Source organism: Rhodococcus sp. P4_E4, from assembly GCF_056401575.1.
The window spans coordinates 165,137-185,441 of record NZ_JBFUJB010000008.1; the positions used below are offsets into that span (position 1 = coordinate 165,137).

Consider the following 20,305-nt stretch of genomic DNA (forward strand, 5'->3'; position numbering starts at 1 on the left):
CCCCGCATTTTTTGCTACTGGGCTCGTCTGTCAGGGCTCTTCGCGATCGCGATACCGAACTCGCGGCGGCGGATACGCGGGAAGATCGACTCCGGGTGGGCGGCGGCGAGGGGGCAGCGGCGGCGATACGTCGTCACCCGAAGCGAAGAAGGGCTCCATTCGCTCCTCACGCCTGGGCGACGGACTGGGCTCGGGCGCCCGGCGGCGACCGTACGACGGGTAGTCGTCGTCTGCTGTCGGTCTGCTGTCCGGCTGAGGGCGACGCGTAGGCGGTTGGTGCGTGCGATCGACCCTGGGCGGCAGTGGGCTTCTCCGGGGCGGCAGCAGGCGATCGTCTTCGATCGGTTCGCGCCTGGGAGCGCTTCGGTAAGCGGGCTGTTCGTCCACCTCGGGGGCGCGGCGACGCGGGGGCCCGGGGACGGGCGCGTCCGAGACTCTGCGGCGACGCCCGGTCTCGGGTGCGGATTGTTCTCGCGTGGCAGCCGCAGCGGAGTCTCGAGTGGCGGTCGCCGAGCGGCGGGAGCGGGTCGAGCGCGCAGGCCCGGTGGGACGCTGATTGAGCAGGAAGTACCGGAAACCGCCGATTATCAGCACGACGACGGTTGCGGCCAACATGATCGGAAAGCGGTTGACCAACGGGTACGCGATGTTGATCGCGATGTCGCGCAGTGCGGTGCTGTTGTCCTTGCCGATGAGCGTGTGCCCGATCGGCACCGCAGCGAAGAGCAGCAACGGAGGTTGGGCCATCGCGGTGAAAAGAGCCTTGTTCGAAGCGGCAACCACAGCGAAGAGACAGCCCAGGAAGTAGAACGTCGAGAACACCGCGGTGAGCTCGCCGCCGCCTCCGGTTGCATCGATCAGTACGCCGACGGCGGTGACACCGGCAGCAAGCAGGATCACTCCCCACCAGGGCAGGCCGGGGACGGTCACGATGAGCGATCGCTTGTCCAGCGGTACCCCGGAGCGAGCACGTTGGGTTGCAGACACATAACGACATTAGCGGTTCTTGCGTTGTCGGCCGTGTTTGTGCGGGTCGTGGCTGGCGCATTTATCGGCGCGATGGCGCGATGGTTTCGGGTTCTTCGCCAAACGAACCGGACGGATTGTGTGCAGGGTCACCGGACGTTCGTGGGTTGGGGCACACCGTCGAAGCCGTCAGCGTGGGAGATCGGCAGTGTCGGTGGGCTGCTCTACCGTCGGATTCATGAAGATTCTGCACACCTCCGATTGGCACATAGGTCGCACCTTTCACGGCGTCGATCTGTTGGCCGATCAGGCGAGTGTGCTCGGTTCCATCGCAGATTCCGTCCGCGAACACGGTGTTGACGTCGTGGTCGTGCCCGGTGACATCTACGACCGCTCAATTCCCAGTTCCGACGCGGTCACGGTGTGCAATCGAGGCTTCGAGGCAATCCGGGCGGCCGGAGCGGTCATCGTCGCCACGTCCGGCAACCACGATTCCGCGGTGCGGCTCGGTGCCGGGGCGTCCTTTGCAGCTGCCGGCGGATTGCACTTGATCACCCGAGTCGGCCAGATCGGTACTCCGGTGATGCTCAGTGATCAGTTCGGACCTGTCGCGTTTTACGGGATTCCGTATCTCGAGCCGGAGATCACGCGCGTCGAGTTGGACGTGCCCCGGGCTCGTACTCATTCCGACATCCTCGGTGCGGCAATGTCGCGTGTTCGGCGAGATCTCGCCGAACGAACGACTACCGACCCGTCGACACGGTCGGTACTGCTCGCGCATGCCTTTGTCGTGGGCGGTGAGGCGTCTGAATCGGAACGCTCCATTTCGGTCGGCGGAGTGGAGACCGTCGCAGTGGGCGAGTTTGCCGGTGTCGACTACGTTGCGCTGGGGCATCTGCATTCGCCCCAGATGCTCTCGGAGAGTGTCCGCTACTCAGGTTCACCGTTGCCGTATTCGTTCGGTGAGCGCAGCCACCGCAAGGCTGCGCTTTTGATCGAACTCGACGCAGCCGGTCTGTCGTCGGTGCAGCGCCTCGATCTTCCGGTGATTCGAGGGCTGAGCCAGGTGACGGGAACTCTCGAGGAACTTCTCACCGAGTCGAAGTACGCCGATTCCGAGCAGTGCTACGTCTCCGCTTTGCTCACTGATCCGGTTCGTCCCGTCGATGCCATGAGGCAGCTCCAGGCACGTTTCCCCTTTGCCGTTCACCTCGAATGGCAAAGGCCGGAAGGACAATCGGATCTCAAGTATCGCGACGCGGTACGGGGTCGAACCGACATGGAGATCGCCCGTGGCTTTGTCTCGGCCGTGCGTAGTGACCCGTCCGAGCGGGAGGTCACGTTGATGGCCGAAGCGCTCAGCGCTGCCGCGCGCGCCGAGGAGTCCACGGTAGAACTGAGTGAAACCGCGTGAGGCTTCACAAACTCGAAGTCAGCTCTTTCGGGCCCTTTGCCGACACTGTCGAGGTCGACTTCGACCGATTGGGTGCAGACGGGCTGTTCCTTCTGCACGGCGACACCGGTGCAGGCAAGACCACGATCCTCGACGCGGTTTCCTTTGCCCTGTACGGGCGGGTTCCGGGTGCGCGCAACGAGGGCAAACGGCTACTGTCCGATCATGCGCCTGCCGGTTCGGTGCCGCGCGTGGAACTCGAAGCGACCATCAGTGGTCGCAGAATCAAACTTGTTCGTAGTCCAGAGTATTCGCGCCCGAAGAAGCGTGGCACCGGTTCGATCACAGAGAATGCAAAGGCCACACTGACGTGGTTGGACGGCCGCGGCGAAAACCTTTCGCGCATCCCTGACATCGGTGACGAAATCAACCGCCTCATGGGCATGAGCGCTGATCAGTTCTTCCAGGTGGTGCTCTTGCCGCAGGGTGAGTTCGCCAAATTCTTGCGTGCCGAGAGCGACGAGCGAGGCAAACTGCTCGAGCGTCTGTTCGACACCAAGCGGTTTGTCTCCGTCGAGGCATGGTTCGACGCCAAGCGAAAGGCAAGTGCGACCGCGCTCGCGGCCAGGGAGCAATCCGTGCGGCTGCTGCTCGCGAAGGTCGAGACAGCTGCGGGACTCGAGGTAGGCGCCGAGGCACACCCACTGGAATGGTCGCGCAAACTCCTCGCCGAGGCTCAGGACACCCGCGATGCAAGTCTCGCGGAGCTGGTGACCGCGAAAGATGCAGCAGCCGAGGCTAATCGGGTTCTGTCGGCGGCGCAGCGAACCGCAGATCTGGTAGCTCGCCGTAATCGTGCGACCGCTGAGCTCGCAGCATTCAATACGGGCGCCGCCCAAAGAGCTGTGATCGGCGCTGAACTCGAGACCGCCAAGCGCGCACTGCCGGTGGCCGCTGTCGCCGGCGATGTGGACGCTGCCGGCTTGCACCTCGCTGCCGCACTCGAATCGATGACCACAGCGATGTCGACCTACTCCGCACTCGACGGTCCGGAGATTTTTGTGCCGGAGGTGTGGCCACCCACCGACGATGAGCGTCAACGCGTCGTAGCTCGGATCCGGACCTGGCGTGACGAGATCGTTCGCCTGGACGCAATGGCGGAGGACGCTCGCAGAGCCGATGCGGCAGAAGCCGAGATCGAGAAACTCGGAGTTCGGCGAGACACTCTGTCCGAGCGCATCGATGCCATCGCGGTTGAACGCACACAACTGCCAGAAATGGTGCGCTCGGCCGGCCAACGACTGGAGGATGCGCAACGCGCTCACGCGGCTCTGCCTGGCCTCGAGGCTGCACTCGTAAAAGCGTCGGATGCTGCGACAGCGGCCCATGAAATCGTTTCTCTGCGTGCACAAGCCGAGAAGATTCGTGTGCAGGTGTTGGATGCGCGCGACGCCCATCAGAGTGCTCGCGGGCGCTGGCTCGACCTCGTGCAAAAGCGTATCGAGGGCATGGCGGCGGAGTTGGCGAGTTCACTCGCGCCCGGTGACCCATGCCAGGTGTGTGGTTCGCGTGAACACCCTGCGCTGGCTCAGTCGGATGTCGTCACGGTCACCGAACCCGATCTGGAAGCCGCGTCAGCGGCCGAGCGTGCGGCCGAGAAAGCCCTCAGCAAGGTGGCCGATCGCCAGGTAACCGTCGAACGTGACATCGACCGGGTGATCGCGCGCGGCGGAGACGGCGATTCCGAAGAACTCGACAGGCTCCGCGCCGAGGCACGGAACGCCGTCGACGAGGCGACACACTCTGCCGGTCAGGTTGGAGTGCTGGCACAAAAACTTGCGCAACTCAATGGGCGTGACACCGAACTACAGCAGGAATCCGCTTCTCTGACAGCCGAATTGGCGGCACTTGCCGAGCGTAGGACGACTCTGTCAGCGACGGTCGAGCAGATTCGAGCGGCGATCGTTGCTGCGGTGGGAGAAGATTCGACCATCGCTGCTCGGCGCTCGCGGTTCGAAGGCCTTGCATCCGCTGCCACGGCGGCGTCCGAAATACGCGACGACGCCGTTCGTGCGCAGGCCCGATCGGCGGAACTGTCGGCCAAACTGTCCGCTGCTGCGGCCGCTGCCGGATTCGATTCGGTCGAGGCTGCGATCGGAGGGGTGAGAGCGCCTGCCCGAATAGCGGCGATCGAAACGGAACTCGCCAAGGCGCGTGACCTCGAGGTTGCCGCCCGGACTGTCCTCGACGACCCCGAGGTTGTTGCGGTGGGTGAAGTCGAGACCGTCGACGTGGACGGCCCTCGCGGCCTCGCGCTTCAGTGCGCCGAGGTAGTGAACGCGACTGTTGCGGCCGCTTCCCTGGCCGAGAACCGTGTGTCGGATCTCGAACGGTTCAGCGGACAACTCGAGAAGGCCTACGAGGCGGTTGCACCTGAGCGTGAACTGCACGACGAACTCGCTGCCCTCGCAGACGTGATCGCCGGTAAAGGTCAGAACAGTCGCAAGATGTCGCTGCGAGCGTATGTGCTCGCTTCGCGGTTGGAAGAGATCGCCGTGTCGGCATCGGTTCGTTTGCAGCGGATGTCCGGGGGACGGTACGAGTTCGTGCACAGTGACGAGGCAGGATCTCGGGGTCGCCGCGGCGGTCTGGGACTCGACATCCGGGACGACTTCACGGGCGTCGTTCGCTCGGCGAAGACGCTCTCGGGCGGTGAATCGTTCTTGGCGTCATTGTCTTTGGCGCTCGGACTCGCCGATGTGGTTGCGGCGGAGTCCGGCGGAATCGTTCTCGACACGATGTTCATCGACGAAGGATTCGGCACCCTCGACGCCGACACCCTCGACTCGGTGATGGCTGTGTTGGACGAGCTTCGCGACGGAGGACGAGTGGTGGGCATCGTCAGTCACGTGGACGAGATGAGGCAGCGAATCCCGAGTCGCCTGCACGTCATTCGCGGACGTGCAGGCTCCTCGGTGAAGGTGATCGCGGGCTGATCAGGCCTTTTTATTCTCTACCTCTGACTCGGCGTCGTCGTCTTGATCTTCGAGGATGTCCGAGGCATCGCCGGCGGGCATCGGCTCGTTGTCGCTTGCGCGTTCGTCGATCTGCTCTCCGATGTAGCGGATGACAACTGCTGCAACAGCGGCGACGGGCACTGCGAGGAAGGCGCCGACGATGCCGTACAGCGAGCTACCGGCGGCCACGGCAAGCAGCACGATGACGGCGTGGAGTTTCATCGACTTGCTCTGCAGCACAGGCTGAAGGACGTTTCCTTCGATCTGCTGAACGGCCAGGATGATGATCAGCACGATGATGGCGGTGGTTAGGCCGTTTGCCACCAACGCAACCAACACGGCCAGGGCGCCGGCGACAAACGCACCGACGATCGGGATGAATCCACCGATGAACGTCAGAATTGCCAGCACCGGTGCCAGCGGGACCCCGAGGATGAGCAATCCGGCGCCGATGAAGACCGCGTCGATCAGGCTCACCAGTGCTTGAGTCCTGATGAATCCGCCGAGCGTGTCCCACATGCGGGTGAGGACCTCTTCGAGATGCCGACCGGCGCGGCCGCCGCCGACAGCGTGCAGCCAGGGGATGAACCTCGGTCCGTCCTTGATGAAGAAGAAGGCGAGAATCAGGACCAAACCGAGCGTGACCAACAACGAGCTCGCCGTGCTCACACCGCTGAAAACGCCTGAAGCGATGGCGGTTCCACTTTCCTGCACCTTCGTGATGACGGCATGGACTGCGTTGTCGATCTGGTCGTCCTTCAGATTCAGTGGCGGACCCTGGAGCCAGTCCTGAACCTGATTGATGCCCTCGGTGGTCTTGTTCGCGAGCTCGGGGGCCTGGCTGACCACTGACGGAACGATGCCTGCGATCACACCGGCCAAGATTCCGATCGAGAGGACCAGGGTGATGCCGGCTGCCGCGGCCGGTGGCATACCGCGCTTGATCATTCCGCGGGTCGGCGGCCACATGACTGTCGCGACGACGATTGCCAGAGCCACCGGCAGGATGATGACCCAGAGCTTTTCGATCAGCCAACCGAAAATCCAGGCGCCCAGCGAAATCGATGCCAACACCAACGACCACTTTGCGAGCCACATACCCCCTTGCCCGATGATCTCGCCGCGGTCGCGCTTTCGCACCCCTGCGGACGTCCCCTTGTCTTGCTCGCTCACTGATCGTCCTTTCCGTCGGCGCAGGGATCTCCTCGCCGATGTGAGAATCCGGTGATCTAGCTGAGCTGATCGTAACGACTGCATGCGATAACTCGTGTGTTGCGCTTCAATACTGTGTTTTGAAGCATGCCAGGCGGACTAACATTTCCGTCATGAGAATCGCAGCAGCAGTCGGGGCAGCAGCAATCGTCGTTCTCGGGCTCACCGCGTGTAGCACCGAGGATCAGGACAACGCGCAGAACAAGATCAGCGAGGCAGTCACGAGCGGGCAACAGGCGCTCGAGACGGCGAAGCAGTCAGCGGGCAACGCCATCGACCAGGGCAAGACGGCGTTGTTCGTCGCCACCTTCCGTGGGGCTTACGCACCGTTGGCGGAGAACCGCGACGACGCAGACATCGAGGAGATCTTGACGACCACGTGCACCGAGGTCGCCAACGGCACGGACGAGGCGGAGGTCAAGTCCAAGATCACCGACCTGGCCGAGAACAACGGCAACAAGCCCACCGACGAGCAGGCTGGCCACATTTACGAACTCGCGAAGGCCACCTGCCCCTGACCGGATTCAGCAGCAGCGGGCGCCCGGGTTGGCGTCGGCTGCTGCATGCCGGCGGCGCCAGAACTCTCGTTCGCTGATTACCGGTGAGTCGGCGTGGTGGCGTCGGGTGTGCTCGACGTAGCGCTGATAGTCGAGATCACCCATCACCGAGCGAACCCACCACAGCGTTCCGCGGAACGCTGTGGTGAGTTTTGCCGTCATGGTCATGGTCAGTGCCCACCTCCGTGCGCGGCGCCGGGTGCCCGGACTTTCCCGGCTTTGATGAGCTCGTCCCATTCCTTCTGGATTTCCTTCTCCGCGGGCGTCGGAATGAAGCTTGCGGGACCGAAGATCTTCGACGGTTCCTCCGGGGACTCGGTGGTCGGCAGCCCACCGGCCCGGATTGCCTTGGCACATACGATGATCCCGGCGATGACCACGACGATCACCAGAGACGCGAAGATGATCGAGAGCGTGCCCTGAATGAAGGTGTTGCGGATGACGGCATCGATGGCCTCTGGAGTCTTCGCAGAACCGTGCGCCGTCTCACCTGCTGCCTTCGCATCCTTGAACACGTTGTGCTGAGCCCAGTAACCGATCGCGGGGTTGTCGGAGAAGATCTTCTGGTACGACGCGGTCATAGTCACGACCAGGTCCCACACCAATGGCACGCCGGGGATCCAGGCCCATTTGAACAGGCCCTTCTTCATGACGATCGTCATGACCACCGTCAGCGCGATCGCGGCCAGAAGTTGGTTGGCGATGCCGAAGAGCGGGAAGAGCGTGTTGATTCCGCCGAGTGGATCGGTGACACCCATGAGCAGGATCGCGCCCCACGCAGCGACCACGATCAGCGAGCACAGCCACGCGCCGATGCGCCACGACGGGTCCTTGAACTTCTTTGCCGGACCGCCGAAGTTGCCGAGCGAGTCCGAGAGCATGAATCGAGCGACGCGAGTGCCGGCATCGATCGTGGTGAGGATGAAGAGAGCCTCGAACATGATCGCGAAGTGGTACCAGAACGATTTCAGCGAGTCGCCGCCGAAGACGTCGCTGAGCACTTCGGACATGCCGAACGCGAGCGTCGGGGCGCCGCCGGTTCTCGAGATGATCGATTCTTCCCCGACGGCCTCGGCTGCCTGCGTCAGCACGTCCGGTGTGATGGGGGCGGTGCCGAGGGGCAGATTGTTGACGTATTCGGCTGCGGTTTCCGGTGTTCCACCGGTCAGCGCCGCGGGAGCATTGAGTGCGAAGTACAGGTGCTGATCGAGGATGCAGGCGGTGACCAGAGCCATGATCGCGACAAACGATTCGGTCAGCATGCCGCCGTACCCGATCATCTTGGTCTGGCTTTCCTTCTCCAGCAGCTTCGGCGTCGTGCCGGACGCGATCAGCGCGTGGAAGCCCGAGAGTGCGCCACAGGCAATGGTGATGAATAGGAACGGGAACAATGAACCGGCAAAGGCCGGGCCTTCGCCGTTGGAGGCGAACGGCGTCACTGCAGGCATGTTCAGCGCGGGTCGTGCGACCAGAATTCCGATGGCCAGCAATGCGATGGTGCCGACCTTCATGAACGTCGACAAGTAGTCGCGCGGTGCCAGGAGCAGCCAGACCGGCAGCACCGAAGCGGCGAATCCGTACGCGATCATCAGCCACGCAATGGTGACCTTCGAGAGTGTGAACCAGTCTGCGCCCCAACCGGTATCGGCTACCCAACCACCGGAGACGATGGCCAGGAGGAGTAGGACGACGCCGATCAGGGAGACTTCGGAAACCTTGCCCGGCCGCAGATACCGCAGGTACACGCCCATGAACAGGGCGATGGGGATGGTCATCGCGATCGAGAACACACCCCACGGGGACTCGGCGAGCGCATTGACGACCACAAGTCCGAGAACGGCGATGAGGATGATCATGATGACGAACACGCCGATCAATGCGGCGACGCCGCCGACGAGGCCGAGTTCTTCGCGGGCCATCTGACCGAGGCTGCGCCCGCGGCGCTTCGACGAGATCCACAGGACCATGAAGTCCTGCACCGCCCCGGCGAACACCACGCCGACGATGATCCAGATCGTTCCCGGTAGGTATCCCATCTGCGCGGCCAACACAGGCCCGACCAGGGGACCGGCACCGGCGATTGCCGCGAAGTGGTGACCGAACAGCACCCGACGATCGGTGGGCATGTAGTCGGCGCCGTTCTCCATGATCTCGGCGGGAGTTGCGACGTCGTCGCGGGGCTTGACGATCTTGCGTTCGATCAACCGCGCATAGAAGCGGTAGGCGATCAGATAGGTACAGATTGCGGCCAACACGAACCACACGGCACTGATGTGTTCACCGCGGACGATCGCAATCATGTACCAGGAGCCCGCGCCGACCAGTCCGAGAACGAGGAAGACGACGCGCGCAGTCGTGGAGATGGGTGTTTTGTCGATGACCCCGACAGGTGGCAGGTCAGGATCGGTTTTCAGGTACTCGACATTTGGTTCCGGCGCAGTCGTCAAGCTCATCGTCGAACTCCGTCCACTAGTGCAGTGTGGCCGCCGTCACAGCGGGCCATCTGTCACTGTAGGACCAGACGGGTGAATCCGCGCGATCTGTGGCGCGGGAGTCGACCGGCGTCAGAATCGGTGAGCGTCGGCGTCGATCCAATCGGTGAGCCAGCTCTGCGGCGGGGAGTCGAGCAGTTCGCCCGGCATCAGCCAGTCGAACAGGTCGGCATAGGTACGCGTGGTGAGACACTCGACGCGGCGGTTGAGCATTCCCGGTTGCAGTTGGTCGAACGAATCGATGCCCATCGACGCGATCATCTGTTTGGCCTTCACCTGATCGAGGCCGGCACGCTCGGCAAACCGGTCAGGATCGAATCGGCCGTCCTCGGTTCGGCATCCGAAGTATCCCGAGGCAATTTCCCAGATCAGATCGCCGCCGTGTTTGCGGTGATACGGACTGATCGCGCCTTCGCCGGTGTCGTGGGCGAAGCCGCCTTTGGCGGCGCCGGCGTTGAGGGCCTCGATTGCGTTGGCGGACAACGACCCAAAGCTCATCGCGGAGACGTTCAAGAGAGCGATGTCGTACGGCTTCGTGCAATCGCGTCCGCCGAGGCGAACTCGCGGAACGGTGTCGGGGGCGGTCCGTGCGCGAATCGAATGCGTCATGAACTCGTAGCCGATCGCATTGACGTCGCGCTCGGTCCCGAAGGGCTCTTCCGCCAGTGTTCCCTTTGCACGCTCGTAAACCAGATCTCGCGTTTCGCGATCGAATGGCATTCCATCGGTGGATGATTCGACGAAGTACTGCTGGATCTCCGGTCGAATCTTCTCGAGGAGGAATCGCGCGTGCCCCAGGACCGGATAGTTACGGAGGATGCTGTGGGACTTCTGAGTGAGGTCGTAGGTGCCCATCGCCGCCAGCGCGAGAGTGACGACAGCGATCACCCACCATCCGGGCGAGGCGACAATTGCGAGCGCGGCGGTGCCGAGACCCACTATCCATATCAAGAGCACGATCAGCATCCGAGTCACCTCGAGAGCGTAGGCGCCCACTGTGACACGGCAGCGGTAAGTCTCCACTAGGTTCTGCGATAGAGAACCGAATCCGACTCTTTGGGGGAATGATGACCGAACCGCAATATCCGACCGACCCGCAGGATCCGAAGGAGCAGCAGTATCCGGCGGGCCAGCAGTATTCAGCCGGTCAGCAATATTCAGCAGGCCAGGAGTATCCGACGGGCCAGCAGTACCCGACCGACCCACAGTACTCAGCCGGACAGCAGTATCCGACCGGTCAGCAGTACAGCGCGACCCAGCAGTACAGCGCCGCACCCACGTACGCGGCGCCTCAGTACGGTCCGCCGAAGTCCAACGCGGGATGGGCCGTCGCGTCGATCATCTTCTTCTGGCCTATCGCGTTCGCCGCGTTCAACCATCTCCACGACATCTACCCGAAGTGGGCGATGGGCGATCACCAGGGCGCGCAGTACGCGTCCGAGCGCGTGAAGAAGCTCGGGCAGATCTCGCTCCTCATAGCCGTCATCTGCTGGGTGCTGTTCATCGCGTTCTACGTCATCTTCCTGGTTGCGATCGTGTCGTCCGTCGATTCGTATACCTACAACTGATCACCTGCCGCGACGTGACGGTGGGGCGAGTACCCGTCACGTCGCTGCGAGGCCGTAGAATCCACAGACCGTGAGCCTTACCCTCGGAATCGTCGGACTGCCCAACGTCGGCAAGTCCACCCTTTTCAATGCACTGACCAACAACGACGTGTTGGCAGCGAACTACCCGTTCGCGACCATCGAACCCAACGTCGGCCTGGTCGAGCTGCCCGATCCGCGGCTGCAGAAGCTCGCCGAGATCTTCGGCTCCGAGCGCATCCTCCCCGCGACCGTGTCGTTCGTCGACATCGCGGGAATCGTGAAGGGCGCGTCCGAGGGCGCAGGCCTTGGCAACAAGTTCCTGGCCAACATCCGTGAAGCGGACGCCATCTGCCAGGTAGTTCGCGTCTTCGCCGACGACGACGTCATCCACGTCGACGGCAAGGTCGACCCGGCCTCCGATATCGAAGTCATCGAGACCGAGCTCGTGATCGCCGACATGCAGACCTTGGAGAAGGCGCTCCCGCGTCTGGACAAGGAAGCTCGCAAGAACAAGGAGCTCAAGCCGGCCCACGACGAGGCACTCAAGGCTCAGGCCTTCCTCAACGAGGGCACGACGCTGTTCAGCGTCAAGGACAAGCTCGACTTCTCGCTGCTGCGTGAACTGAGCCTGCTCACCACCAAGCCCTTCCTGTACGTCTTCAACGCCGACGAGTCTGTGCTCACCGACGCAGCGAAGGTTGCGGAATTGCGCGCATCCGTCGCACCGGCCGACGCTGTGTTCCTCGACGCGAAGGTCGAGCAGGAACTCCTCGAGCTCGACGAGGAAGACCGCCAGGAAATGCTCGACTCGATCGGTCAGACCGAGCCGGGCCTGCACGCTCTCGCGCGCACCGGCTTCCACACCCTCGGACTGCAGACCTACCTGACGGCTGGTCCGAAGGAAGCTCGCGCCTGGACCATCCACAAGGGTGACACCGCGCCCCAGGCTGCCGGCGTCATTCACACCGACTTCGAGCGCGGCTTCATCAAGGCTGAAATCGTGTCCTTCGACGACCTCGTCGAGGCGGGTTCCATGGCCGCAGCCAAGGCTGCAGGCAAGGTCCGCATGGAGGGTAAGGAATACGTCATGGCCGACGGCGATGTGGTGGAGTTCCGCTTCAACGTCTAAATCCGGCTTCTGGTCCTCACCCCACGGGCAACTCGCTGAGCGTCCGACGTGTCACAAACCGCCGCGCTCTCCCAGTCAACGGGTCGGTGAATTCGAGTTCCCTCGCGAGCAATTGGAGGGGGAGGGAATGATCGTCCGGGGCGTCGGGAAGCAGGTCGGGGTATCGCCGGTCGCCCAGGATCCCGGCGCCGAGAGCTGCCAGATGCACCCGTAACTGGTGCATCCGTCCGGACTGCGGACGTAGAACCGTGTGCAGCACAGCACGTCCGGAGGCGCTCACGCCCATCCCTCGCGCCTCGATCGTGGTCTCGGAGTTGGGTTCACGGCTGTCGTCGACGACGACCCGCAACTCGCCGCGTCGAGCTTCGATGTGGTTGCGGTAAACGAGAGGGACGTCGAGCGCTGGCGCATCCTGGTCCCACCGGGACGGTTGCGCCGACACCGCCTCGTAGACCTTCGTGACCTGCCGCTTCTCGAACAGTGACTGGTACGCGCCGCGCGTCGCGGGGCGAGCTGAGAACATCACCACGCCTGCGGTGCCGCGGTCGAGTCTATGGATCGGGGTCAGATCTGGGTTGTCGAGGCGGACCCGCAGTCGGACGAGCGCCGACTCGCGCAGGTAACGCCCGCTGGGGGTGGTCGGGAGAAAATGTGGTTTGTCGATCACGACGAGATCGTCGTCGATGTGCAGGATCTCCTCGCGGAACGGCACCGGGTCCTCCGCCGGTAACTCGCGGTAGTACCAGACGAACCGGTGCGCGCTGAGCTCGGCGCTCCGGCAGATCGGGTGGCCGTCGATACCCACGAACTCGCCGTCGTCGAACCGCCGATACAGGTTTTCGGCGTCCAGATGGTCGAACTTGGCTACGACGTACTCGGCGATCGTCGTCCATGGCCCAGAGAGCGGGATGCGTAGGCGCGTCGGGCCAACCCCGTTCTTGACGGGCAGCGGTGGGGACATGGACACACAGGTAATCATCCCATCGACTGCTGGTCAGCGGTGATTCGGTGCGGCCTGGCCGGAGACGTCCCCGCGGGGACGTGGGGACCAACTCGGAGCGGTGATCACCAGAGATCGTCGAGTCGGAAAATCAGTAGCGCGGACCCCGGAAGGCTCCGTATGGTTTCGACACACACGATCGCGGTCGAAAAGTGCTGCGGTCCATACCTTCTGTAGCTCAATTGGTGAGAGCACCCGACTGTGACTCGGGCGACGGCGGATCGTAACCGCCCAGAGGGACTCAGTTCAGATACGGCTGACGTGAGGACTCTAGGCGCAGAGACCGGCAGCCCTTTGCCTGCACAGTTGTCGAACGAGCCTCAGCCGGTATTCCCTGAATCGCCGAACAGCATTCCAGTCACCCGCCATTTCCGCGTCGGCAAGTAGGTATTCGCAGTTGTCCAACTGATCCTTCAAAGACATCATCAGAATTCACCTCCGATCACCCGAGCAAGTACCAGTCCAGGATGCGTCCGGCGACACCCCGCGGACATCGGCCGAAGTACCTGTTCAGGTACCTGCTTCGGTGCGCGGTGGAGGTTACTTCTTGACCGCAGGCGCTGGTAGCGGCATACCGCGCTCGGACAGGACGGCGCGGAGACGGTCAGGGTAATCGGTGATGATTCCGTCGACACCCAGGTCTATGAGGGCGTGCATGGTGGCGGGATCATCGACGGTCCACGGGATGACCTTCATGCCACGCGCATGTGCGCTCGCGATCATGTCGGCAGTCGGGTACAAGGCGAAGCCGGGGTCGCCGACCTTTCCACCCTGGGGAGTTCCTTGGACAGGGGAGTAGGCGGAGGCGCCGAAGGTTGCCACCGCCGAGATGCCGTCGCCACCGAAATCGTCGATGTCCAGACCGCCGAGCCACGGTGACGCTCCGTCCTTGCCTACCTGGAGAAAGTCACCGTTGGTGAGCGCGACCACGGGCACACTCGGCGCGAGTTGACGGGTGAGCATGAGCGAGCCCCAGTCGAAGCTCTGAATGGTGACGCTGTCCAACAATCCGGCTGCCCGGATCGTATCGAGGACTACAGAGACGAACTGCTCACGCGGGGCGGTCTCGTGGGGCGCTCCCGCTTCCACCTTGGTCTCGATGTTGAGCTTGATTCCGGGTGCGTTGTACGACTTCACCAGAGCGAGCACTTCTTCGAGTGTCTGCATATTCGCTCCCGGAACATTTTGCTGCTCAGGGTATCCGGCAAGGGGGAGCGTGCCACAGTCCATGGTCTTGATCTGTTGCAGGCTCAGCGTGTTGACGAATTTGCCGACGTACGGGAACTCCGGGTCGCCGGTAGTGGCGGGCTCGGTGTCGAGGCATTTCTTGTTCGAGATCTTACGATCGTGCGTGACGACAGCGATCCCGTCTTCGGTGATCTGGGTATCGAGTTCCAGTGTGCTGACGCCCATTTCGAGAGCATTGGAGAACGCGGCCAGGCTGCTCTCCGTGTACAGGCCGAGCCCGCCGCGGTGGGCTTGGACGTCGAACGTCGAAACCGGCTGGGGTGCTGAACTACCGAACGAACCGGACCAGTCGAGACTGCCGGTTGGCGATGCGCCGGCCGGGGTCGCCAGGGCGGTGAGGGGGAGTGCGACGGTCACGGCGGCACACGACAATATTCTGCTCAGTTGCATGAAAGGAACGTAAGGGCGTCGAATGGCTCGCCGGGGTTCGTTAGGTAAACTAACGGTAAAAGTCAGGCTGCGTGAACGCGCTGCTCGACGCCGTTTGCCTGGACCTTCATCCACGACGCCAGAAGCTCGCACCCGGTCAGTCCGCTCTCGTCGAGAGGTTCGATCGCGTAGCTGATGTGTCTACCGCCGCGAGGGTTCTCCAGCTGAAAGCGGTTCAGGTTCAACCGCGTCGGCAGATAGCCGAGGACTTCGAGGAACGCGGTGCGAATGCGTCGTAGATCGGTGCGCCACTGCTTGGGACTGAAACGAGTCTTCTGCGCATTCTGGAAAGCATTGCTACGAAGTAGTTCCCAAACTTTTTGTGCCCACACGCGCGCCTGGGAGAAGGACATCCAGCGCGTCAAGTCTGCGATGTCGCGAATGTAGCTGTCGTCGCTGGCATTACAGATCATGTCCTGTGGGTGCCCGATCCACTTGACCGGAATCCACGGCTGGACTTCGGGTCCGTCGCCGGCAACTCCGTGTCCCTCGCAACCTTCGATGACGCCGGTCGGTTGTTGTGGATCGGAGATCAGTCCGACTCCGATGATGTTGGCGCCGTTCAGCGTCGGAGACGTAAATGTCGGAAGAGCCGCGCGGATCACGGTGCATCCCTGTGAGTATCCGATCAGCATGACTGGGCCGTCTATCTCTGCGATTGCGGTCGAGAGGGCCTTCACACCCATCGCGGTGCTGTGCCGAAAGCTCAGGCCGCCGTCGGCGACCGGGCCGTACGACGCGGGATAGGCGACCCAGCGAGAATCGAATCGACTGTCGAGTTCGTCGGTGACGGCACTGAGGAGTCCGCGCACACGCGCGCCGTGGTCGCCGACGTGGGATTCGCCGGTGCCGCCAACTGCAAGAACGGTTACCTCAGCCATGCCAGCGATGATCCACGTCAATTCTGAGAGGTCGGCTTCCAAACCCTGAGAAGAGACTGGCAATCCGTTGTGCTGCGAAATCGTTATCGAGCGAGCACCATTTACCCATGACGACGCCGAATCGTTCATCCAGGCGAAAAGTGTCCGTTGTCGGTGCGGGAAGCGTCGGCACTGCGATTGCGTACGCGTGCTTGATACGCGGATCAGCCGACGCGCTCGCCCTCTACGACACCAACAGTGCAAAGGTCCGTGCCGAAGTTCTCGATCTCAACCACGGAACCCAGTTCACACCGCCGTGCACTGTCGAGGGAGGTGATGACATCTCGGTCACCGCGGGATCCGACTTGGTTGTCGTCACCGCGGGCGCAAAACAGCATCCCGGCCAGTCGCGGCTCGAACTTGCCGCGGTGAACGTCAAGATTGCACAGACTCTGACCGAACAACTATTGGCGGTGTCACCGGACGCGGTTCTACTCTTCGTCACCAACCCGGTCGACGTGGCGACCTACGCAGCGATCCAGGCTGCGGGACCGTCGTACCGCAGCCGAATTTTCGGATCGGGGACGGTGCTCGACACGGCCCGATTGCGATTCCTGCTGGCCACCGAACTCGGAGTCGCGGTCGAGAACGTCCATGCCTTCATCGTCGGCGAGCACGGGGACTCCGAGATTCCGCTCTGGTCGAGCGCAACCATCGGCGGAGTGCCGGCAACCTCGTTCGTGGGACCGTCGGGCGGCGTCCTCGGCCCCGACTTACGCGCGAGTGTCGCGAAGTCTGTGGTCGAGAGTGCCTACGAGATCATCGAAGGAAAGGGTGCGACCAACCTCGCCATCGGATTGTCGAGCGCATTCATCGCGGAAGTCGTGTTGCGGGACGAACAACGGGTTCTTCCGGTATCGACCTTGCAGACCGGTGTCCACGGACTCGATCGCGTTTGCCTGTCCCTTCCCACGATGGTCGGTCGTGCGGGTGCCGGTCGAGTCCTCGAGGTACCGCTCTCAGAAAAAGAGGCTTCGGGGCTCCGATCTTCTGCCCGTACATTGCGAGAGGTGCAGGAATCTCTGGGATTGTGAATATCTGTTCTGCTCGATATCCGACATATAGGATCAACAAATGATCAGCTTCCTGATTCGCGCCGCGATCTTCCTGGGTTCTGCCGCTGTCGGGCTTCTTGTTGCGTCGTTGATTCTTTCGGGCTTCTCGGCGCCCACATCCGGATTCATCGTTGCGGTCGTGATCTTTGCGATAGCGCAGTCGGTCCTGGCGCCGTTCATCGCGACAGTGGCAAAGCGCCACGCACCAGCATTTCTCGGCGGAATCGGATTGGTGTCGACGTTTGTCGCTCTGTTGGTGGCGTCGCTCTTCTCCAATCTGTCGATCTCCGGTGTCTCGACGTGGATTCTGGGAACAGTCGTCGTGTGGCTGGTAACAGCACTTGCGACGCTGGTGCTTCCGTTGTTGTTCGTGCGTAAGAAAGTTCAGGAGAAGAAGGCTCAGTGACGCGTCCGAACATCGGTATGGACTACTCAGTCTTGGACTGCCCGGATCCGGCTGCATTGGCCAACTTCTACGTCCAGGTCCTCGACTGGAAAAGCGTTCGGGACGAAGATGATTGGCACGTGATCGAAGGACCCGCCGGCGAGCGGCTCGCGTTTCAGCTTGCTCCGGATTTTGTTCCGGTCGACTGGCCGACATCCGGCGTCGGAATCCATCTGGATCTGCTCGTCGATTCTCTCGACCCCGCGGAGGCTTGGGTGATCAGCCTGGGTGCGCAGCGGGTGACCGGCATCCCGGAGCATCAGACTTTCCGCGTCTACCGCGACCCGGTCGGTCACCACTTCTGCCTGTGTCTGCGCGACTGAGTGTCGACTCGCCCGGATCTCGTCGACCGTGGATAATTCCGAACACTTGTCACGCCCGAGAATTGGAGATCGACGATGGCTTCGCAGAATTCCGACGAATTCCTGGTAGAACGTACGACGATCGTCAAGGCAGAAGCATCGGTCGTCTTCGCGTTGATCAACGATTTCCACCAGTGGACGCAGTGGTCGCCCTGGGAAGGTCTCGACCCGGCAATGCAGCGCACGTACGCGGGTCCTGACGCGGGCGTCGGGGCTTCGTACGCCTGGGCCGGAAACAAGAAGGCAGGCTCCGGTTCGATGGTGATAACCGAATCCGTCCCAGACGAACGCGTAGTTTTGGACCTGGCCTTCCTCAGGCCGTTCAAGGCACAGAACGTCACCACCTTTCTCATCTCTCCGAATGCCGGTGCCTCTCCCAATGCCGGTGAAGTTCAGGTGACGTGGAAGATGACTGGAAAGAAGAATCTGTTCTTCAAGATCTTCGGTTTCATCTTCAGCATGGACAAGCTCGTCGGAAAGGATTTCGAGAAGGGCCTGTCCCAGCTGAAAGCTGCTGCCGAAAAGGGCTGACGAGCCGGTGGTACCGTCTCCCGGTGTTACGGATGACGCCCACCGATGCCCAAACCTTCTGGATTTCGGAGAAGATCCCCAACGATCAACTACTGCTCTACTGTTTCGACGGGCAGAGCCAGTCGATCGACGAGCTAAGACGCTCGGTGGTGGAAAGAGCGTCGCTCATTCCGGATCTCAATGTTCGGATTCGTGAATCACCGTGGCATCTCGACTATCCGCTCTGGGATCCCATGCCGGTCGATGCCTCGTTGGTGAGAGTGCATGAGCTGCCGGATGACTCGTGGCCATCGTGTATTCACGGAATCGAAAAGCTTCTCGAAAACCACGTCGACCCGCGTGAGTCCCCGTGGACGCTTCACCTGTTCCACGGCGTCACCGGCGCGCCGCGTTGTAGCGGCCCGGCGCTGATCGCAGTTCTGCAGGTCGCGCATTCTCTGGCGGACGGCAAACGCGCGTCGGCGATTGCTCGCCAGCTGTTCTCGCCGCAACCGCCCGCAAAGCAGAAGACGGACGTGCGGCGTAGCGGATCAGCCGAGATTCTGGGCCGCGCCGCCTTGCGCCTGCCGGGTCAGCTCGTTTCGCTGTTCCGCGACGGACGGGCTGGGCACCGAGCGCAGTTACAGCTGCAGTTGGACACCGAATCGGGAGTTGTTGCGCCGCAGGCGGCGAGCCGTCCCAAGGTGCGCTCCAACATCCCGCCTGGACCTCACCGACTGGTGCGCATGGTCGTGCGGGACAGCGCAGATTTCCGTGGCGACGGCGTATCCGTCACAGTCGGAGCGATGACAGCCATCTCGGTAGCGATGGCGAATTACCTCACCCAGCGAGACGGCTCGGTACCGCCGGAACTGGGAGCTGAGGTGACCATCGCCAAGGTGGGTACACCCACAGCGCGCAACCACTTCCGCAATGCAGGTGTCGGACTGTTCCCGGATATCGATGATCTTCGTGAGCGAGCCCAACGGATCAAGGCGTCGATGGACGAGCGTCGCGCACGGGCATCCCATCCGTCGAGCGCAGCGTCGGATCTCGCGCTGAACGCGGTTCCCGGCCCGCTGGTCCGTTGGGGCGTGCAGCAATACGATTTCACGGCGGTGCCCGACGAGGTCACCGGCAACACCGTGGTGTCGAGTGTCGCGCGCGGTGACGCGGATCTGGTGCTCGGAGGCGGCGTTGTTCGGTTCACAGCCGGCTTCCCGAGTTTGTCACCGGTCATGTCGTTGACCCACGGCGTACACGGGATCGGGGACACGGTGACGATCAGCATCACCAGCAGTCCGGCCTCGATCCCGGACATCGACGTGTACGAGCAGATGATGCACGACGCGATCGACGAGGTACGCGAAGCACTGTCGTGACGGCCTGATGTACTGGCAGCATGGGATTCACGCGCGCCGAACTGGAATCGTTCCGAGACGCCGAGATCGAGGATCTGATCGGGTCGAATTGTCGGCTGTTGTTCGTCGGTATCAATCCGGGACTGTGGACGGCGGCGACCGGCGCGCATTTCGCCAGGCCGGGTAATCGGTTCTATCCGGCACTGCTGCGGGCAGGCATCATCGAGCGTGCGATCGATCCCTCCGCGGGTATGTCGGACGCCGATACGCAGCACCTGATCGATCGCGGCGTCGGTATCACCAATCTCGCCGTTCGCGCGACGGCCAGAGCCGACGAGTTGACGGCGGAGGAGCTTGCCGCCGGGGGAGTGCGGGTGCGGGCGGTCGTGCGTGCGACAAAACCGAAAGTAGTTGCCTTCGCCGGGATCACCGCCTATCGAACAGCTTTCGGTGACAAGAAGGCGAAGGCCGGGCGCCAAGACCGTGATTTCGAGGGGGCAAAACTGTGGATCGTGCCCAATCCCAGTGGCCTCAACGCACACGAGACGGTGGACACCTTGGCAGCGAAATATCGTTCCGCCGCATCCGAAGCCGGACTTCTCTGAGAGAAGTCGCAGTTC

At 62.5% G+C, this 20,305-nt stretch carries 18 protein-coding genes, 1 tRNA gene and 1 pseudogene; 12 read left to right on the forward strand and 8 right to left on the reverse strand.

From position 1 onward, the window contains the following. Nucleotides 1-30: 30 nt before the first annotated feature. On the reverse strand, nucleotides 31-987 hold the full coding sequence (locus AC1DVN_RS12085; protein ID WP_019744577.1) for a DUF6542 domain-containing protein: 957 nt from the start codon (nucleotides 985-987) through the stop codon (nucleotides 31-33). 217 nt (nucleotides 988-1,204) lie between these two features. Here AC1DVN_RS12085 and AC1DVN_RS12090 point away from each other — a divergent pair, with 217 nt between their 5' ends. Both AC1DVN_RS12090 and AC1DVN_RS12095 read left to right on the forward strand, forming a co-directional pair. Further along, a complete protein-coding gene (locus tag AC1DVN_RS12090; RefSeq protein ID WP_029536808.1) occupies nucleotides 1,205-2,380 on the forward strand; it encodes an exonuclease SbcCD subunit D in 1,176 nt (391 codons plus the stop codon). Further along, nucleotides 2,377-5,355 carry an AAA family ATPase gene (locus tag AC1DVN_RS12095; RefSeq protein WP_019744575.1) on the forward strand — a complete coding sequence of 993 codons (2,979 nt, stop codon included), beginning with the start codon at nucleotides 2,377-2,379 and terminating at the stop codon, nucleotides 5,353-5,355. The genes AC1DVN_RS12090 and AC1DVN_RS12095 overlap by 4 nt, the downstream gene beginning before the upstream one ends. Here the strand turns inward: AC1DVN_RS12095 and AC1DVN_RS12100 are convergent, their stop codons facing one another. Further along, entirely contained in the window at nucleotides 5,356-6,549 is a 1,194-nt protein-coding gene (locus tag AC1DVN_RS12100) for an AI-2E family transporter (protein ID WP_003945249.1), read from the reverse strand. 152 nt (nucleotides 6,550-6,701) lie between these two features. On the opposite strand from AC1DVN_RS12100, the gene AC1DVN_RS12105 reads away from it, so the two are divergent. Then, nucleotides 6,702-7,106, forward strand: coding sequence for a hypothetical protein (locus tag AC1DVN_RS12105; RefSeq protein ID WP_019744573.1), 405 nt, complete (start codon nucleotides 6,702-6,704; stop codon nucleotides 7,104-7,106). 6 nt (nucleotides 7,107-7,112) lie between these two features. Here the strand turns inward: AC1DVN_RS12105 and AC1DVN_RS12110 are convergent, their stop codons facing one another. From AC1DVN_RS12110 to AC1DVN_RS12120, 3 genes and pseudogenes are all read right to left on the reverse strand, one after another. Further along, the gene (locus AC1DVN_RS12110; RefSeq protein WP_019744572.1) at nucleotides 7,113-7,313 is read right to left on the reverse strand and encodes a YbdD/YjiX family protein; all 201 of its coding nucleotides are present in this window, start codon (nucleotides 7,311-7,313) and stop codon (nucleotides 7,113-7,115) included. Nucleotides 7,314-7,315: 2 nt separating this feature from the next. After that, the gene (locus AC1DVN_RS12115) at nucleotides 7,316-9,598 is read right to left on the reverse strand and encodes a carbon starvation CstA family protein (protein ID WP_019744571.1); all 2,283 of its coding nucleotides are present in this window, start codon (nucleotides 9,596-9,598) and stop codon (nucleotides 7,316-7,318) included. Nucleotides 9,599-9,880: 282 nt separating this feature from the next. Further along, nucleotides 9,881-10,612 (reverse strand): annotated as a pseudogene (locus AC1DVN_RS12120) (glutamate synthase-related protein); the annotation flags it as partial. A gap of 89 nt (nucleotides 10,613-10,701) precedes the next feature. Between AC1DVN_RS12120 and AC1DVN_RS12125 the strand changes: the two are divergent. Then, the gene (locus AC1DVN_RS12125; RefSeq protein WP_019744569.1) at nucleotides 10,702-11,205 is read left to right on the forward strand and encodes a CD225/dispanin family protein; all 504 of its coding nucleotides are present in this window, start codon (nucleotides 10,702-10,704) and stop codon (nucleotides 11,203-11,205) included. A 70-nt stretch (nucleotides 11,206-11,275) separates the two neighbouring features. Then, the gene (gene ychF, locus AC1DVN_RS12130) at nucleotides 11,276-12,355 is read left to right on the forward strand and encodes a redox-regulated ATPase YchF (protein WP_019744568.1); all 1,080 of its coding nucleotides are present in this window, start codon (nucleotides 11,276-11,278) and stop codon (nucleotides 12,353-12,355) included. Nucleotides 12,356-12,371: 16 nt separating this feature from the next. Here ychF and AC1DVN_RS12135 read toward each other — a convergent pair whose 3' ends face one another. Then, on the reverse strand, nucleotides 12,372-13,334 hold the full coding sequence (locus tag AC1DVN_RS12135; protein ID WP_019744556.1) for a pseudouridine synthase: 963 nt from the start codon (nucleotides 13,332-13,334) through the stop codon (nucleotides 12,372-12,374). Between the two features lie 188 nt (nucleotides 13,335-13,522). Between AC1DVN_RS12135 and AC1DVN_RS12140 the strand changes: the two genes are divergently transcribed. After that, nucleotides 13,523-13,595, forward strand: a tRNA-His gene (locus tag AC1DVN_RS12140). Nucleotides 13,596-13,895: 300 nt separating this feature from the next. Here AC1DVN_RS12140 and AC1DVN_RS12145 read toward each other — a convergent pair. Both AC1DVN_RS12145 and AC1DVN_RS12150 read right to left on the reverse strand, forming a co-directional pair. Beyond that, the gene (locus AC1DVN_RS12145; RefSeq protein WP_070796100.1) at nucleotides 13,896-14,960 is read right to left on the reverse strand and encodes a glycerophosphodiester phosphodiesterase family protein; all 1,065 of its coding nucleotides are present in this window, start codon (nucleotides 14,958-14,960) and stop codon (nucleotides 13,896-13,898) included. Nucleotides 14,961-15,055: 95 nt separating this feature from the next. Then, nucleotides 15,056-15,913 (reverse strand): PE-PPE domain-containing protein, encoded by an 858-nt coding sequence (locus AC1DVN_RS12150; protein ID WP_037133656.1) that lies wholly within the window; start codon nucleotides 15,911-15,913, stop codon nucleotides 15,056-15,058. 107 nt (nucleotides 15,914-16,020) lie between these two features. Here AC1DVN_RS12150 and AC1DVN_RS12155 point away from each other — a divergent pair, with 107 nt between their 5' ends. The 6 genes from AC1DVN_RS12155 (at nucleotide 16,021) to AC1DVN_RS12180 (ending at nucleotide 20,290) form a co-directional block, all read left to right on the forward strand. After that, nucleotides 16,021-16,986: an L-lactate dehydrogenase gene (locus tag AC1DVN_RS12155; RefSeq protein ID WP_021332766.1), complete on the forward strand. Its 966-nt coding sequence runs from the start codon at nucleotides 16,021-16,023 to the stop codon at nucleotides 16,984-16,986. A gap of 40 nt (nucleotides 16,987-17,026) precedes the next feature. Continuing rightward, a complete protein-coding gene (locus AC1DVN_RS12160) occupies nucleotides 17,027-17,413 on the forward strand; it encodes a phage holin family protein (protein ID WP_019744552.1) in 387 nt (128 codons plus the stop codon). Further along, on the forward strand, nucleotides 17,410-17,775 hold the full coding sequence (locus tag AC1DVN_RS12165) for a VOC family protein (protein ID WP_019744551.1): 366 nt from the start codon (nucleotides 17,410-17,412) through the stop codon (nucleotides 17,773-17,775). Before AC1DVN_RS12160 ends, AC1DVN_RS12165 begins: the two co-directional genes overlap by 4 nt. A 75-nt stretch (nucleotides 17,776-17,850) precedes the next feature. Beyond that, entirely contained in the window at nucleotides 17,851-18,345 is a 495-nt protein-coding gene (locus AC1DVN_RS12170) for an SRPBCC family protein (RefSeq protein ID WP_477993817.1), read from the forward strand. A 32-nt stretch (nucleotides 18,346-18,377) separates the two neighbouring features. After that, nucleotides 18,378-19,706 carry a WS/DGAT domain-containing protein gene (locus AC1DVN_RS12175; protein ID WP_477993818.1) on the forward strand — a complete coding sequence of 443 codons (1,329 nt, stop codon included), beginning with the start codon at nucleotides 18,378-18,380 and terminating at the stop codon, nucleotides 19,704-19,706. 20 nt (nucleotides 19,707-19,726) lie between these two features. Then, nucleotides 19,727-20,290 carry a mismatch-specific DNA-glycosylase gene (locus AC1DVN_RS12180; protein ID WP_042952471.1) on the forward strand — a complete coding sequence of 188 codons (564 nt, stop codon included), beginning with the start codon at nucleotides 19,727-19,729 and terminating at the stop codon, nucleotides 20,288-20,290. The last annotated feature ends 15 nt before the right edge of the window (nucleotides 20,291-20,305 follow it).

Bases quoted from the DNA above. Each gene is read 5' to 3' on its own strand.
- AC1DVN_RS12090 (WP_029536808.1), top strand. From the start codon at position 1,205: ATGAAGATTCTGCACACCTCCGATTGGCACATAGGTCGCACCTTTCAC.
- AC1DVN_RS12105 (WP_019744573.1), top strand. From the start codon at position 6,702: ATGAGAATCGCAGCAGCAGTCGGGGCAGCAGCAATCGTCGTTCTCGGG.
- AC1DVN_RS12110 (WP_019744572.1), bottom strand. From the start codon at position 7,313: ATGACCATGACGGCAAAACTCACCACAGCGTTCCGCGGAACGCTGTGG.
- AC1DVN_RS12115 (WP_019744571.1), bottom strand. From the start codon at position 9,598: ATGAGCTTGACGACTGCGCCGGAACCAAATGTCGAGTACCTGAAAACC.
- AC1DVN_RS12125 (WP_019744569.1), top strand. From the start codon at position 10,702: ATGATGACCGAACCGCAATATCCGACCGACCCGCAGGATCCGAAGGAG.
- AC1DVN_RS12135 (WP_019744556.1), bottom strand. From the start codon at position 13,334: ATGATTACCTGTGTGTCCATGTCCCCACCGCTGCCCGTCAAGAACGGG.
- AC1DVN_RS12150 (WP_037133656.1), bottom strand. From the start codon at position 15,913: ATGGCTGAGGTAACCGTTCTTGCAGTTGGCGGCACCGGCGAATCCCAC.
- AC1DVN_RS12155 (WP_021332766.1), top strand. From the start codon at position 16,021: ATGACGACGCCGAATCGTTCATCCAGGCGAAAAGTGTCCGTTGTCGGT.
- AC1DVN_RS12160 (WP_019744552.1), top strand. From the start codon at position 17,027: ATGATCAGCTTCCTGATTCGCGCCGCGATCTTCCTGGGTTCTGCCGCT.
- AC1DVN_RS12170 (WP_477993817.1), top strand. From the start codon at position 17,851: ATGGCTTCGCAGAATTCCGACGAATTCCTGGTAGAACGTACGACGATC.
- AC1DVN_RS12175 (WP_477993818.1), top strand. From the start codon at position 18,378: ATGACGCCCACCGATGCCCAAACCTTCTGGATTTCGGAGAAGATCCCC.
- AC1DVN_RS12180 (WP_042952471.1), top strand. From the start codon at position 19,727: ATGGGATTCACGCGCGCCGAACTGGAATCGTTCCGAGACGCCGAGATC.